The sequence below is a fragment of the Citrobacter sp. ANG330 genome (assembly GCF_047467925.1).
Lineage (GTDB): Bacteria > Pseudomonadota > Gammaproteobacteria > Enterobacterales > Enterobacteriaceae > Citrobacter_A > Citrobacter_A amalonaticus_G.
In genome coordinates, this window is record NZ_JASJUI010000001.1 from 82975 (window position 1) to 96124 (window position 13150).

The window sequence follows — 13150 nt, forward strand, 5'->3', positions numbered from 1 at the left end:
CGGACTTTTGTGTTTATTCCGCACAGCATCACCAGGAGTCTTTCATGAGAAGTAACAGTCCAGTTACACAGAAAGAGTATTTGCTTAACGAGAAAGCGACGCTGTTATCGACAACGAATACGCAAAGCCATATTACCTATGCGAATTCAGCGTTTATCGATGCCAGCGGATTTGGCGAAAATCAACTGATGGGCGAACCCCATAATATCATCCGTCATCCGGATATGCCGCCTGCCGCGTTTGCTGATATGTGGTTTACCCTGCAACAGGGCGATAGCTGGACCGGGATGGTCAAGAACCGTCGACAGAACGGCGATCACTACTGGGTTCGCGCCAACGTCACGCCGGTCTGGCATAACGAGCAATTAACCGGATACATCTCGGTGCGCACCGTTCCTGCACGTAAGGAAATTGCGCAAAGCGAGCAGCTTTATCAAAAGATCAATAACCATAATTTCAAAGGTCATCGTTTATTTAAGGGGATTGTTATTCGTCGTGGCGCCCTGGCCTGTTTATCAGTATTTAAATGGTTATCCATCCGCCAGCGCGTTAATTATGCTATTGCCACATGTATATTCCTCGCGCTGGGTATTATTTTCTTAGTCACTAATCCACTTATTCAGGCGGGCGCGGTTACTCTCTTATTTTTGCTGCTGGCTATTTACCTTAAGTATCAAATTTGTCATCCGGTTAAACAAATTTTGTCGCAAATGCAGAAAGTGGTCGCCGGGCGAAAACCGGACAGTATTCATTTACATCGCGTCGATGAACTGGGAATGATGATGCGGCTGGTGAATCAGGCCGGGTTAAACCTGAATTCACTGGTCGATGATGTCAGTACCCAAATTACCGGGATTCAGGAGATCAGCAAGCGCGTCAGCCAGGAAGGCGCGGCGTTGCATAAGCGATCTGAGGAGACCTCGGCCAACCTGCAGCAAACCGCAGCAGCCATTGAAGAAATTGGCAGCGCGGTGCAACAAACCGCTGATACTGCCGCACAAACGATGACGATGGCGGACAGAACCAGCGCGAATGCCAGCGAAGGCGGCGACTTTATGAAGCAGACAATTGGCATGATGCAGTCGATCTCCCGCGATAACAGGCAAATCGTCGACATCATCGGCGTGATCGACAGTATTGCTTTCCAGACCAATATTCTTGCGCTTAACGCGGCGGTCGAAGCCGCACGAGCCGGAGAGTCTGGCCGCGGGTTCGCGGTCGTTGCCGCCGAAGTGCGAAATCTGGCGCAGCACTCCGCGTCTGCTGCCAAAGAGATTGCCGCACTGATTGAGAAGAACGTCGCCAACGTCAACGCGGGCGTAAGCATGGTCGAACAAACAGAAACCCATCTGACCGGAATGATCGACGACGTGTTCCGGATGTCGGGCATGATTAAGGAAATTGGCCTCGCGACGCGTGAACAAACCCAGGCGCTGGAACTGATTAACGACTCGATCTCCCGCATCGGTACGATGACCGATAACAATGCCGCAATGGTCGAAAGCGTCAGGGACGCTGCCGGCAACCTTTCCGGGCGATCCTCACGTCTGCAACAAGCCGTACACGTCTTCGGCGCCTCTGCTTAATTCCCCACCCGCTCTGCCTGTTCAGCGCGGGTTTTCACTTCAGTTCTGGTTGATTATTCCGCAATCTGACCATTGTGAATGGACTATTTTGCACGGTTAATTATTTGCAGGTAGGATGCTCCGCCGGTGGTGTTATCCCTACCCAGAATGACGGGAAATATCACCCGCGTCGCAACGCAGGGTTGCGGCGAAAGGTTCGATTTATCAGACAGGTAAAACAGGTAACGTAATGAATACACAAGAAACAACGGTGTCGGAGCAGCATGCGGCGAAACGACGCTGGTTGAATGCCCATGAAGAGGGGTATCACAAAGCGATGGGCAACCGTCAGGTCCAGATGATCGCCATCGGCGGCGCCATTGGGACCGGGTTATTTTTGGGAGCCGGTGCGCGCCTGCAAATGGCGGGGCCGGCGCTGGCGCTGGTTTATCTGGTCTGCGGGATTTTCTCATTCTTTATTCTGCGCGCACTGGGCGAACTGGTTTTGCACCGCCCGTCCAGCGGCAGCTTCGTCTCCTATGCCCGTGAATTTCTCGGCGAGAAAGCCGCCTACGTCGCAGGCTGGATGTACTTCATCAACTGGGCGATGACGGGGATTGTCGATATCACCGCCGTCGCGCTGTATATGCATTACTGGGGCGCATTTGGTGATGTTCCGCAGTGGGTCTTTGCCCTCGGCGCGCTGGCGATTGTCGGCACCATGAACATGATCGGCGTGAAATGGTTTGCGGAGATGGAGTTCTGGTTTGCGCTGGTGAAAGTGCTGGCCATTGTACTCTTTCTGGTGGTCGGGACGATTTTCCTCGGCTCGGGTAAACCGCTGGACGGTAACGCCACAGGTTTTCATTTGATTACCGATAACGGCGGATTCTTCCCCCATGGCCTGCTGCCTGCACTGGTGCTGGTACAAGGAGTGGTCTTTGCTTTTGCTTCTATCGAACTGGTGGGAACTGCTGCTGGCGAGTGTAAAGACCCGCAGACGATGGTACCGAAAGCCATCAACAGCGTGATCTGGCGTATTGGCCTGTTCTACGTTGGCTCTGTGGTATTGCTGGTTCTGCTGTTGCCGTGGAACGCCTATCAGGCAGGACAAAGCCCGTTTGTGACTTTCTTCTCGAAGCTCGGCGTGCCTTACATTGGCAGCATGATGAACATCGTCGTGCTGACTGCCGCCCTCTCCAGCCTGAACTCCGGTCTCTATTGCACCGGGCGCATTTTGCGTTCGATGGCGATGGGCGGTTCTGCACCGAAATTCATGAGTAAGATGAGCCGTCAGCATGTGCCCTACGCGGGAATACTGGCGACGCTGGCGGTCTACGTTGTTGGGGTCTTTCTTAACTATCTGGTGCCGTCGCGGGTTTTCGAAATTGTCCTGAACTTTGCGTCACTGGGAATCATCGCCTCATGGGGCTTTATTGTGGTCTGCCAGTTGCGCCTGCGTCAGGCTATCAAACAAGGAAAAGCCGCTGACGTCAGCTTCAAATTGCCGGGTGCGCCTTTTACCTCGTGGTTGACGCTGCTGTTCCTGTTGAGCGTGCTGGTATTAATGGCTTTTGATTATCCGAACGGGACCTGGACCATTGCGTCCCTTCCGCTGATTGCCATTCTGCTGATCGCCGGCTGGTACGGCGTACGTAAACGCGTGGCGGAAATACACCGGACTGCGCCATAAACAACAAGGCCTGCTCTTTCGGGCAGGCCTTAGCAAGATTACACCTTCGCGTATCTGCCGGATGACGGCTTCGCCTTACCCGGCCTACAACACCAGTCAGGCGTAGGCCTGATAAGCGAAGCGCCATCATGCGGTAGTCCGCCCTCTGGCGTCTTACAAGGCGATACGAATCACATCATCCGGCTCAGTGGCTTCTTTCTCGCGAGTGGATTTCTGCTTCACGCTCACGTACAGCGTTTTGCCATCGGCAGACAGTGCCAGGCTGTTCGGGAAGGTTGGCGTATCAAACGTTTTCACCACTTTGTAACTCTTCGCGTCAATCACACTCACTTTACCCGCCTGACGGTGCGTGACGTAAGCTTCATTACGCGTTGGGTTAAACAGTACGGCCAGCGATTCTGGCGCAGCCACTTTCGCCAGCACGTTGCCGTTGCGGGTATCGACAACCAACACTTCCGCCGCTTTTGAATCGGTGACAAACGCGCGATGACCGGCGGTGTCGAGGCTCAGGTTAATAAAGAAGTGCTCTTTGCCGTCATCCAGGAGTTTTTTACGGCTGAGGATTTTATTGCTGGCGGTATCGATGGTAATGAATTCGCCATCGGCATTGGTGGTGTACAGACGTTTCGCCTGGCTGTCGATCGCCAGACCGGTGCTCATCTTACCGGTATTCTGGATAGTCTCTTTCAGCGCGATTTTTTCGCCATCCACCACCCAAATCACACTCTCTTTACCGAGACCGCTGATGTAAACCGTGTTGCTGGCTTCATCGACAACCAGCTCACGCGGCTGCAGCGGACGCACCTCTTCTGAGCGCCTACGGGCATCGAGCACCAGACGCCCTTTCACTTCACTCGTTTTCGCATCAATGGCCGTTACCGCGCTGTTCACCGTGTTACCGAACCACAGGGTCTGGGTCGCGTTGTTGATGGTGGCACCAAACGGCTTGAGATCGTTATGAATCACCTGAGTGACGTCCAGCGTGACAGGATCAAGACGATAGACAATACCGCCCTTGTCCAGCTTGCGACTCTGCGAGGTCGCCAGCCACAGGGCGTTTTCCTGCTGGCTGAAGGCCATTTCGTAGGCGCCTTTGCCCACGCCTTTACGCAGCAGTTCTTCTGCCGCCTGAGCGCTGAATGAAGAAGCAACCAGCAGTGAACCTAACAGCAATGAACTCCGCAGACGCGGCGAGAACAGATGACGAAAATGCATGACGACTCCCTTTCATAAATAGCTATTTTGCTGCTTCACATCGCTTCAACGAGCAACATCCTGGTATTGCTCTTGTTTATAGATGGGAATGGTAATCATTATTCATGTGAATGTGGAGCATTTATTCGCATTCTGGCTACAATCTTCTTAATTTCTCCATAAATTTTTAACGCATCGTGCCGTTAAAATTTTCAAATATTTACATATCCATTAACATAGAACTCACATACCTCTGGGTACGTTCAATTTAACTGGCCTTTTTCATGAAGATTATTTCCGCACGACATACCGCAGTACCCGCACTTTTTCTCCCGCTCGTCTTTTCATCGCCGGTTATGGCAGATGAGGCTAGCGATGCTCAGACAATGATCGTCAGCGCATCACCCCAGGCGATATCAGAACTGGATACCCCGGCAGCCGTCAGCGTCGTCGATGGCGAAGATATGCGTCTGGCCGCGCCGCGCATCAACCTGTCAGAATCGCTGACCCGCGTGCCGGGGCTTCAGGTGCAAAACCGGCAAAACTATGCACAGGATTTGCAAATTTCGATGCGCGGATTCGGCTCCCGATCCACCTATGGGATCCGCGGCATCCGTCTGTATGTGGACGGCATTCCGGCGACGATGCCGGACGGCCAGGGGCAGACATCGAACATCGATCTCAGCAGCGTACAGAACGTTGAAGTGCTGCGCGGTCCCTTCTCTGCGCTGTACGGTAATGCCTCCGGCGGGGTAATGTCTGTCACCACCCAAACCGGTCAACAGCCCCCGACGATAGAAGCCAGCAGCTATTACGGCAGTTTCGGGAGCTGGCGTTACGGACTAAAAGCCACGGGCGCGATGGGTGATGGCACTCAGGCGGGCGACGTGGATTACACGGTCTCCACCACCCGTTTCACCACCCACGGCTATCGCGATCGCAGCGGCGCGCAGAAAAATCTGGCCAACGCAAAACTGGGCGTTCGCATTGATGACGCCAGTAAGTTGAGTCTGATTTTCAATAGCGTCGACATTAAAGCCGACGATCCGGGCGGGCTTAACGAAGCGGAATGGCGGGATGATCCGCGGCAATCTCCCCGCGCAGAGCAGTACAACACGCGTAAAACCATCAAGCAGACCCAGGCCGGATTGCGTTATGAGCGCCAGATCAGCGCGCAGGATGACATGAGCGTGATGATGTACGCCGGAGAACGCGAAACCACGCAGTATCAGTCGATCCCTATGGCACCACAGCTTCGCCCCTCTCATGCCGGCGGCGTGATCACCCTGCAGCGCCATTATCAGGGTATCGACAGTCGCTGGACGCATCGCGGTGAACTGGGCGTGCCCGTGACCTTCACCACCGGTTTGAACTACGAGAACATGAGCGAAAACCGCAAGGGCTATAACAACTATCGTCTGAACAACGGCGTGCCGGAGTACGGTCAGAAAGGCGATCTGCGTCGCGATGAACGTAATCTGATGTGGAACGTGGATCCCTATCTGCAAACCCAGTGGCAACTGACTGACCAGCTCTCGCTGGATGCCGGCGTACGCTACAGCTCGGTCTGGTTTGATTCCAACGATCATTACGTCACGCCAGGCAATGGCGATGACAGCGGTGACGCCAGCTACCATCAGTGGTTACCTGCCGGTTCGCTGAAATACGCCTTAACCGATGCGTGGAACATCTATCTCGCCGCGGGCCGGGGCTTTGAAACACCGACCATTAATGAGCTTTCCTACCGCGCTGACGGGCAAAGCGGGATGAATTTTGATCTCAAACCCTCGACCAACGATACGCTAGAGATCGGCAGTAAAACCCGGATTGGCGATGGATTACTGACGGCCGCCCTCTTCCAGACCGATACCGACAATGAACTGGTGGTCGATTCCAGCAGCGGCGGACGCACGACCTATAAAAACGCCGGGAAAACCCGTCGTCAGGGTGCGGAACTCGCCTGGGATCAACGCTTTGCCGGAAACTGGCGGTTCAATGCATCGTGGACCTGGCTGGACGCCACTTACCGCAGTAACGTCTGTAACGATCAGAACTGCAACGGCAACCGGATGCCCGGCATCGCACGGAACATGGGATTCGCCTCGCTGGGCTACGTGCCTGATGATGGCTGGTACGCAGGAGCCGATGCGCGCTATATGGGTGATATCATGGCTGATGATGAGAATACCGCTAAAGCGCCCTCTTATACCGTCGTTGGCCTGAATACCGGCTATAAATTCATCGTCAGCAGCCTGACAGTGGACGTCTTTGGTCGTGTCGATAACCTGTTCGATAAGGAGTACGTCGGATCGGTCATCGTGAATGAATCGAATGGTCGCTACTACGAACCTGCACCAGGCCGAAACTATGGCGTGGGTGTCAATCTGGCCTGGCAGTTTGAGTAAGACAGATTATTAATGCCGATCGAGCGGGGATCCCCCCGCTCTAATTAAGCCATGCTTAATTATTATATTGCTGTTTAATTATCGCTACATTTTTAGTGATCAGATCAATTAAACAATGGCGACTGGCGTCTTTATTTCCCGCCGCCATCGCATTCAGCAATTCCTGATAATGCCCGACGTTGTGTTGATAAGCGTCATGCTTCGCCCGGTCATAGAGAAAATGCAGGCTCGGCCCCATGCGCACCCAAAGCTGTTCGATCATTTCGACCAGCGTGGGCATATTAGCAAACTGATAGATTTTGAAGCGCAACGCCCGGTTCGCCAGCAACCGATCTTCTACTGTACCGCTCTCGTGGGCCTGCTGATAGTCCGCCAGAAGCGCATGCAGAATCTCCATCCGTTCCGGCGTGATCTCGCCCGCCGCCATCATTACCGCCATGCCTTCCAGTTCGCAGCGGATGTGAATAATCTCGCTCAAACGCGCCATCGGAATATCCGGAACCATAAACGCCTGCGCGGGCGCGATAGCCAGTGCACTCGCGGAGACCAGCCGTAGCAACGCTTCCCGAACCGGAGTGATACTGATCCCCAACTCCTGCGCGATATTTTTGGTGATAAGCCTGGCCCCGGGGCGTAACGCGCCAATGCTTAATTTGTCTTTTAATCCTCTCTCAACTTGTGTGGTCAAACTTATATGTTGCGTTTTTTCCATACCAGGCATTCTGTTTCTTCACCTCATAACATTGCCAATTGCAATTAAGCGAATACGCCTAATTGATTTAAATATCGCCTGGTTTAAAAATGTAAAATACAAAGAACGCAAATTTTCCCGCGTTTTATTAACAGCGCCGACGGGGTTATTCGTCGGTTACGCGGTGATATATACCCTGAATAATTAAAGCTGGAATTTAGAATTTTGCCCATTTTTTATGGCGGCTTTCGCCGCCAGCTTTTGCTTATACGTCGTCGGCGAGACGTATCACCACTTTACCAAAGTTTTTACCGGTCAGCAGGCCGATAAAGGTTTGCGGCGCGTTCTCCAGTCCATCGGTGACCTGCTCACGGTAGTGGATTTTACCCTCTTTCACCCAGCGCCCCATTTCCTGCTGGAACTCGTGAATGCGGTGTCCGTAGTCCTGGCCGATGATAAACCCTTGCATCCGGATCCGTTTTTTCAGCAGGGTCGCCATCAGTAATGGCAGCCTGTCGGGACCCGCCGGCAAGTCTGTCGCGTTATAACCGCTGACCAGACCACAAAGCGGGATCCGCGCCGAGGTGTTCAGTAGCGGCAGTACGGCATCAAACACTTTCCCGCCCACGTTTTCATAGTAGACGTCAATGCCTTGCGGACAGGCTTTCGCCAGTTGTTCGGCAAAGTCGCTGGCATGGTGATCCAGACAAACATCGAAGCCCAGCACGTCGGTGGCATGACGGCATTTTTCCGCACCGCCCGCAACGCCCACCACGCGACACCCCTTCAGTTTGCCAATTTGCCCAACCGTTGCGCCCACTGGCCCCGTTGCGGCCGCCACCACCAGCGTCTCGCCCTCTTTTGGCTGACCGATGTCCAGCAAACCCATATAGGCGGTGAATCCTGGCATCCCCAGTACGCCGAGCGCCCACGACGGATTTTCAGGATTTTCTCCGAGCTTCACCAGCCCCGTGCCGTCGGAAATATCGTAATCCTGCCAGCCGCTGTAACTCAGCACCCATTCACCCGTTTTATAATCAGGATGATTTGACGCCACCACACGGCTGACGGTGCCGCCCACCATCACCCCACCAATCTCAACCGGCGGCGAATATGACGGTTCATCACTCATGCGTCCGCGCATATAGGGGTCGAGCGACAGATAAAGGGTGCGCAGTAACACCTGACCTTCCCCAGGGGTGGCGACATCGTCTTCTTCCAGACGGAAATTCTCCACTACCGGTGCGCCATGGGGCCGGGATGCTAACACCCAGCGACGGTTACGGTCTGTTTGTTGAGCCATGATGTTCTCCTCTGCTTTTGGCATGAATCCATCAATAGTAGCAGGCCGCGGCGGTCATTAGCTTCCGGCCAGGTTTAAGCGCACAACGAGGTAAACGCAAGGTTGCGTCGTTTCATTGATAAAACGACAGTCATTCGGCGGCCCCAGTTCCAGGCAATCTCCCGCCTTCATCTCGTGGCGCGTATCACCTTCAACGAATACCAGTTCGCCCTGTTGCAGCCAGATCAATTGCCGGGCCTGCACATACGATGAGGCAGGCATCGGGATATTGCTGCCTGCCGGCAATTCAATTTGCACCAGATCGATTGGCAGATCGCTGCGCGGTGAAACATGGCGACGCAGATAGTGACTCTGCGGATCGTGCCAGACGGGCTGATCGGCGAAGCGGGACAGTTTACCCTCCTGCATTTCAGCGCGGGCAATCAGCGTGGACATACTGATGCCAAATGCCCCTGATAATCTGCCGAGCAGCGTCGCCGTTGGGCTGCTCTCTGCGCGTTCGATTTTGTGGATCATCGCGCGCGACACGCCCGCCCGCTCCGCCAGTTCGGTGAGCGACCAGCCACGGGATTCGCGTTCAATGCGAATTCTTGCACTGATCCGTTGATTTATGCTGTCTTCAATAGTATTCATATCGTAATACTATAGTGTACACCGCCTGAGGTTCAACATGTCTATTCGATTCGCCAGCAAAGAGGACTGCGCCGCCATCGCAGAGATCTATAACCATGCGGTGCTGCATACGGCGGCCATCTGGAACGACCAGACGGTCGATACCGATAACCGCATCGCATGGTATGAGGCGCGACAGGCGCTGGGTTATCCGGTACTGGTGAGCGTGGAAGGTGACGTTGTCACGGGCTATGCCTCTTTTGGCGACTGGCGCAACTTTGATGGCTTTCGCCATACGGTCGAACATTCGGTGTATGTCCATCCGGATCATCAGGGGAAAGGTCTGGGACGACAGTTACTCAGCCGGTTAATTGAAGAAGCTCGCCGCTGTGGTAAACATGTAATGGTTGCCGGTATCGAATCGCAGAACCACGCCTCATTGCATTTACATGAAACGCTCGGGTTTCACACCACTGCACAGATGCCGCAGGTTGGAACCAAGTTTGGCCGCTGGCTGGATTTGACCTTTATGCAGCTACAGCTTGACGATCGCAATGAACCGGATGCACGCGGATGAACCAGTCACTCACCCTCGCCTTTTTGATCGCCGCCGGTATCGGTCTGGTGGTGCAAAACACCCTGATGGTTCGCATTACGCAAACTTCATCGACCATCCTGATCGCCATGTTGCTGAACTCGCTGGTCGGGATTGTCCTGTTTGTCAGTATTCTTTGGTTCAAACAGGGAATGGCGGGATTTGGTGAACTCGTTGCCAGCGTGCGCTGGTGGACGCTGATTCCGGGTCTGCTGGGCTCGTTTTTCGTCTTTGCCAGCATCAGCGGCTATCAACATGTCGGTGCGGCAACAACAATTGCGGTACTGGTCGCCAGTCAGCTTATTGGCGGTCTCGCGCTGGATATTTTGCGCAGTCATGATGTGCCGCTCAGAGCCCTCATCGGCCCGGTTTGCGGCGCAGTGATGCTGGTGGTCGGCGCCTGGCTGGTGGCCAGACGCCAGTTTTGAACGCCTGATGGCGCTACGCTTATCAGGCCTACACACCCATACCCGTAGGCCGGATAAGCATAGCGTCATCCGGCACATCACTTCCCCGTAGGCCGGATAAGCGTAGCGTCATCCGGCACATCACTTCCCCGTAGGCCGGATAAGCGCAGCGTCATCCGGCATATCACTTCCCCGTAGGCCGGATAAGTGCAGCGTCATCCGACACATCACTTCCCCGTAGGCCGGATAAGTGCAGCGTCATCCGGCATATCACTTCCCCGTAGGCCGGATAAGCATAGCGTCATCCGACATATCACTTCCCCGTAGGCCGGATAAGCATAGCGTCATCCGACACATCACTTCCCCATAGGCCGGATAAGCATAGCGTCATCCGGCACATCACTTCCCCGTAGGCCGGATAAGCATAGCGTCATCCGACACATCACTTCCCTGTAGGCCGGATAAGCATAGCGTCATCCGGCATATCACTTCCCCGTAGGCCGGATAAGCGTAGCGTCATCCGGCACATCACTTCCCTGTAGGCCGGATAAGCATAGCGTCATCCGGCATATCACTTCCCCGTAGGCCGGATAAGCGTAGCGTCATCCGGCACACTGCACCAAAATTAAAGGATCGTGCCGCCTTTTGTGAGTTGTTCGCGACGCACTTCCATATCTTCCTTATGCTGACGACCGTGATGCGCGATAGCCGTTCTTAAGCGCTGCTGCTGCGTGTAGCGGTCTTCACGGCTTAGCTGCGCATCATCGCTCAGGGCGACCAGCAGCTCGTTCATATGGGTGATGACGCCCTCATCAATAGCGGCATCGACACGGGCGCTGACCTCATCCAGGTGCGACATAAAAACTCCTTAATTCAGTTTTGCTTTTGAAAAATCACTGCCCATCAGGCTGACGCTGTAACCGGTCACGTTGCTGCGCGTGGCGTAAAACGTTTTGCCATTGGCGAGAGCGATCCACGGCGCCTGTTGATAATAGATCTCCTGCGCCTGCTGGTAGAGTTTCACACGCTCTTCCGGTTTACTGACCAGCTTCGCTTTCTGGACCAGTGAATCATACTCTTTATCGCACCAGCGTGCGGCATTCGATCCGGTTTTGATGCTGTTGCAACCCAGCAGGACATCCGCGAAGTTGTCCGGATCGCCGTTATCCGACATCCAGCCAAACAGCGCACTGTCATGTTCGCCTTTACGCATCCCGGAAAGGTATTCGCCCCACTCGTAAGAGACAATCTTCGCCTTAACGCCCACTTTTGCCCAGTCGCTTTGGATCATCTCGGCAATGCGTCGCGAGTTGGGGTTATACGGACGCTGTACCGGCATCGACCAGAGGGTGACTTCAAACCCATTTTCCTGCCCGGCCTGTTTCAGCAGTTCTTTCGCTTTTTCCGGGTCGTAGGCGTAATCCTTCAGCTCCGGATTAAAACCCATCATATTCGGCGGGATCGGGGATTTCGCGACTTTCGCCGAATCGAGGAAAACAGCCTTCACAATGGCCTGTTTATCGGTGGCGTAGTTCAGCGCCTGACGAACCAGCACGTTATCAAAGGGTTTTTTCTCTGTATTGAAGGCCAGATAGCCCACGTTGAGCGCCTCAACGGCATGCAGCGTCAGGTCTTTGTTCTTCTTGATCTCGTCAAACTGCACCGGCGACGGCGCCGGGATAATCTGGCATTCATTGGTTTGCAGTTTCGCCATCCGCGTCTGCACGTTAGGCGTGATGGCGAAGATCAGATGCTTTGTCGGCACCTCGCCATCCCAGTAATTCGGGTTTGCCAGATAGCGAATTTGCGAATCCTGCTTGTACTGCTGCAGAACGTACGGCCCGGTGCCAATCGGCCAGTTATCGACGTTTTCCGGCGTGCCTTTTTTCAGCATCGCGTCGGCGTATTCCGCAGAGAGAATCGAGGCAAAATCCATTCCCCAGTCGGCGAGAAATGCCGCGTTTGGCTCGCTCAGCACAAACTGTACGTGGTAATCATCGACCTTTTTCACCTCTTTAATCAGCTTATCGAAACCCACGTCGTTGAAATACTCATAGCTGCCCTGCGACACATTGTGGTACGGATGCGTGGCCTCTTTCTGGCGTAATACCGAGAAAATGACGTCATCGGCGTTAAAGTCGCGGGTCGGCTTGAAGAACTTGTTACTGTTGAACTTCACGCCCTGACGCAGCGTAAAGGTGTAGGTTTTGCCATCCTCTGAAATGGTCCAGTCCGTCGCCAGCGACGGCACCGGCGTGTTTTTTACCGGGTCGAAATTGATCAACCGGTTGTACAGCACCTGGGAGCTGGCGACAAACGACGGGCCTGAGCTGGCAATTTGCGGGTTAAAAGATTCGGGTGAGGCTTCCGAGCAATAGACAAGGGTGTCGCTATTGGCCGCAAGCGCTGCCCCGGTTGGTAACACCGCACTGAGCGCCAGTGCAAGCAGCGTTTTCCTTGTGGACATGATATGAACCTTCTTCGTTATTATTGAGGGGGTTATAGGAGCATAGATGAAGCAAACGGTTAAATAACAAATCCGTCTCAGGTTATGCGAATCCGCGCGTTTTTGTTGGATCTTTCGCCACAGAATTTACGTTAAGTCTTTTCGAAAACGTCAACGCCTCTATGCCCTGAAAATTCACTCCTTTTTGCCTCTCTTCCACCGTTTGCCTGAGCCACTAA

The 13150-nt window shown here is 54.0% G+C and carries 11 protein-coding genes; 5 read left to right on the forward strand and 6 right to left on the reverse strand.

The window, feature by feature from the left end; translation table 11 throughout:
- The first annotated feature begins 44 nt into the window (after positions 1–44).
- Entirely contained in the window at positions 45–1586 is a 1542-nt protein-coding gene (locus QNN88_RS00370; RefSeq protein ID WP_414238488.1) for a methyl-accepting chemotaxis protein, read from the forward strand.
- 229 nt (positions 1587–1815) lie between these two features.
- Entirely contained in the window at positions 1816–3258 is a 1443-nt protein-coding gene (gene ansP, locus QNN88_RS00375; protein WP_414238489.1) for an L-asparagine permease, read from the forward strand.
- Positions 3259–3411: 153 nt separating this feature from the next.
- Here the strand turns inward: ansP and QNN88_RS00380 are convergent, their stop codons facing one another.
- Positions 3412–4473: a YncE family protein gene (locus QNN88_RS00380; RefSeq protein ID WP_414238490.1), complete on the reverse strand. Its 1062-nt coding sequence runs from the start codon at positions 4471–4473 to the stop codon at positions 3412–3414.
- 263 nt (positions 4474–4736) lie between these two features.
- Here QNN88_RS00380 and pqqU point away from each other — a divergent pair, with 263 nt between their 5' ends.
- On the forward strand, positions 4737–6857 hold the full coding sequence (gene pqqU, locus QNN88_RS00385; protein ID WP_414238491.1) for a TonB-dependent receptor PqqU: 2121 nt from the start codon (positions 4737–4739) through the stop codon (positions 6855–6857).
- 55 nt (positions 6858–6912) lie between these two features.
- Here the strand turns inward: pqqU and QNN88_RS00390 are convergent, their stop codons facing one another.
- The 3 genes from QNN88_RS00390 to QNN88_RS00400 form a co-directional block, all read right to left on the reverse strand.
- Positions 6913–7578 (reverse strand): GntR family transcriptional regulator, encoded by a 666-nt coding sequence (locus QNN88_RS00390; RefSeq protein WP_414238492.1) that lies wholly within the window; start codon positions 7576–7578, stop codon positions 6913–6915.
- Positions 7579–7813: 235 nt separating this feature from the next.
- Positions 7814–8851 (reverse strand): NADP-dependent oxidoreductase, encoded by a 1038-nt coding sequence (locus QNN88_RS00395; protein WP_414238493.1) that lies wholly within the window; start codon positions 8849–8851, stop codon positions 7814–7816.
- A 57-nt stretch (positions 8852–8908) separates the two neighbouring features.
- Positions 8909–9484 carry a helix-turn-helix domain-containing protein gene (locus QNN88_RS00400; protein WP_414238494.1) on the reverse strand — a complete coding sequence of 192 codons (576 nt, stop codon included), beginning with the start codon at positions 9482–9484 and terminating at the stop codon, positions 8909–8911.
- A 37-nt stretch (positions 9485–9521) separates the two neighbouring features.
- Here QNN88_RS00400 and QNN88_RS00405 point away from each other — a divergent pair, with 37 nt between their 5' ends.
- The gene (locus tag QNN88_RS00405; protein ID WP_414238495.1) at positions 9522–10040 is read left to right on the forward strand and encodes an N-acetyltransferase family protein; all 519 of its coding nucleotides are present in this window, start codon (positions 9522–9524) and stop codon (positions 10038–10040) included.
- On the forward strand, positions 10037–10486 hold the full coding sequence (locus QNN88_RS00410; RefSeq protein ID WP_414238496.1) for a DMT family transporter: 450 nt from the start codon (positions 10037–10039) through the stop codon (positions 10484–10486). Before QNN88_RS00405 ends, QNN88_RS00410 begins: the two co-directional genes overlap by 4 nt.
- A 604-nt stretch (positions 10487–11090) precedes the next feature.
- On the opposite strand, the gene QNN88_RS00415 is transcribed toward QNN88_RS00410, so the two are convergent.
- Complete coding sequence (locus QNN88_RS00415; RefSeq protein WP_414238497.1) at positions 11091–11324, reverse strand: YdcY family protein; 234 nt, start codon at positions 11322–11324, stop codon at positions 11091–11093.
- A 9-nt stretch (positions 11325–11333) separates the two neighbouring features.
- Entirely contained in the window at positions 11334–12932 is a 1599-nt protein-coding gene (locus tag QNN88_RS00420) for an ABC transporter substrate-binding protein (protein WP_414238498.1), read from the reverse strand.
- Between the last annotated feature and the right edge of the window lie 218 nt (positions 12933–13150).

Coding starts and splice junctions, on each gene's coding strand:
- QNN88_RS00370 (WP_414238488.1), top strand. CDS start 45: ATGAGAAGTAACAGTCCAGTTACACAGAAAGAGTATTTGCTTAACGAG.
- ansP (WP_414238489.1), top strand. CDS start 1,816: ATGAATACACAAGAAACAACGGTGTCGGAGCAGCATGCGGCGAAACGA.
- QNN88_RS00380 (WP_414238490.1), bottom strand. CDS start 4,473: ATGCATTTTCGTCATCTGTTCTCGCCGCGTCTGCGGAGTTCATTGCTG.
- pqqU (WP_414238491.1), top strand. CDS start 4,737: ATGAAGATTATTTCCGCACGACATACCGCAGTACCCGCACTTTTTCTC.
- QNN88_RS00390 (WP_414238492.1), bottom strand. CDS start 7,578: ATGCCTGGTATGGAAAAAACGCAACATATAAGTTTGACCACACAAGTT.
- QNN88_RS00395 (WP_414238493.1), bottom strand. CDS start 8,851: ATGGCTCAACAAACAGACCGTAACCGTCGCTGGGTGTTAGCATCCCGG.
- QNN88_RS00400 (WP_414238494.1), bottom strand. CDS start 9,484: ATGAATACTATTGAAGACAGCATAAATCAACGGATCAGTGCAAGAATT.
- QNN88_RS00405 (WP_414238495.1), top strand. CDS start 9,522: ATGTCTATTCGATTCGCCAGCAAAGAGGACTGCGCCGCCATCGCAGAG.
- QNN88_RS00410 (WP_414238496.1), top strand. CDS start 10,037: ATGAACCAGTCACTCACCCTCGCCTTTTTGATCGCCGCCGGTATCGGT.
- QNN88_RS00415 (WP_414238497.1), bottom strand. CDS start 11,324: ATGTCGCACCTGGATGAGGTCAGCGCCCGTGTCGATGCCGCTATTGAT.
- QNN88_RS00420 (WP_414238498.1), bottom strand. CDS start 12,932: ATGTCCACAAGGAAAACGCTGCTTGCACTGGCGCTCAGTGCGGTGTTA.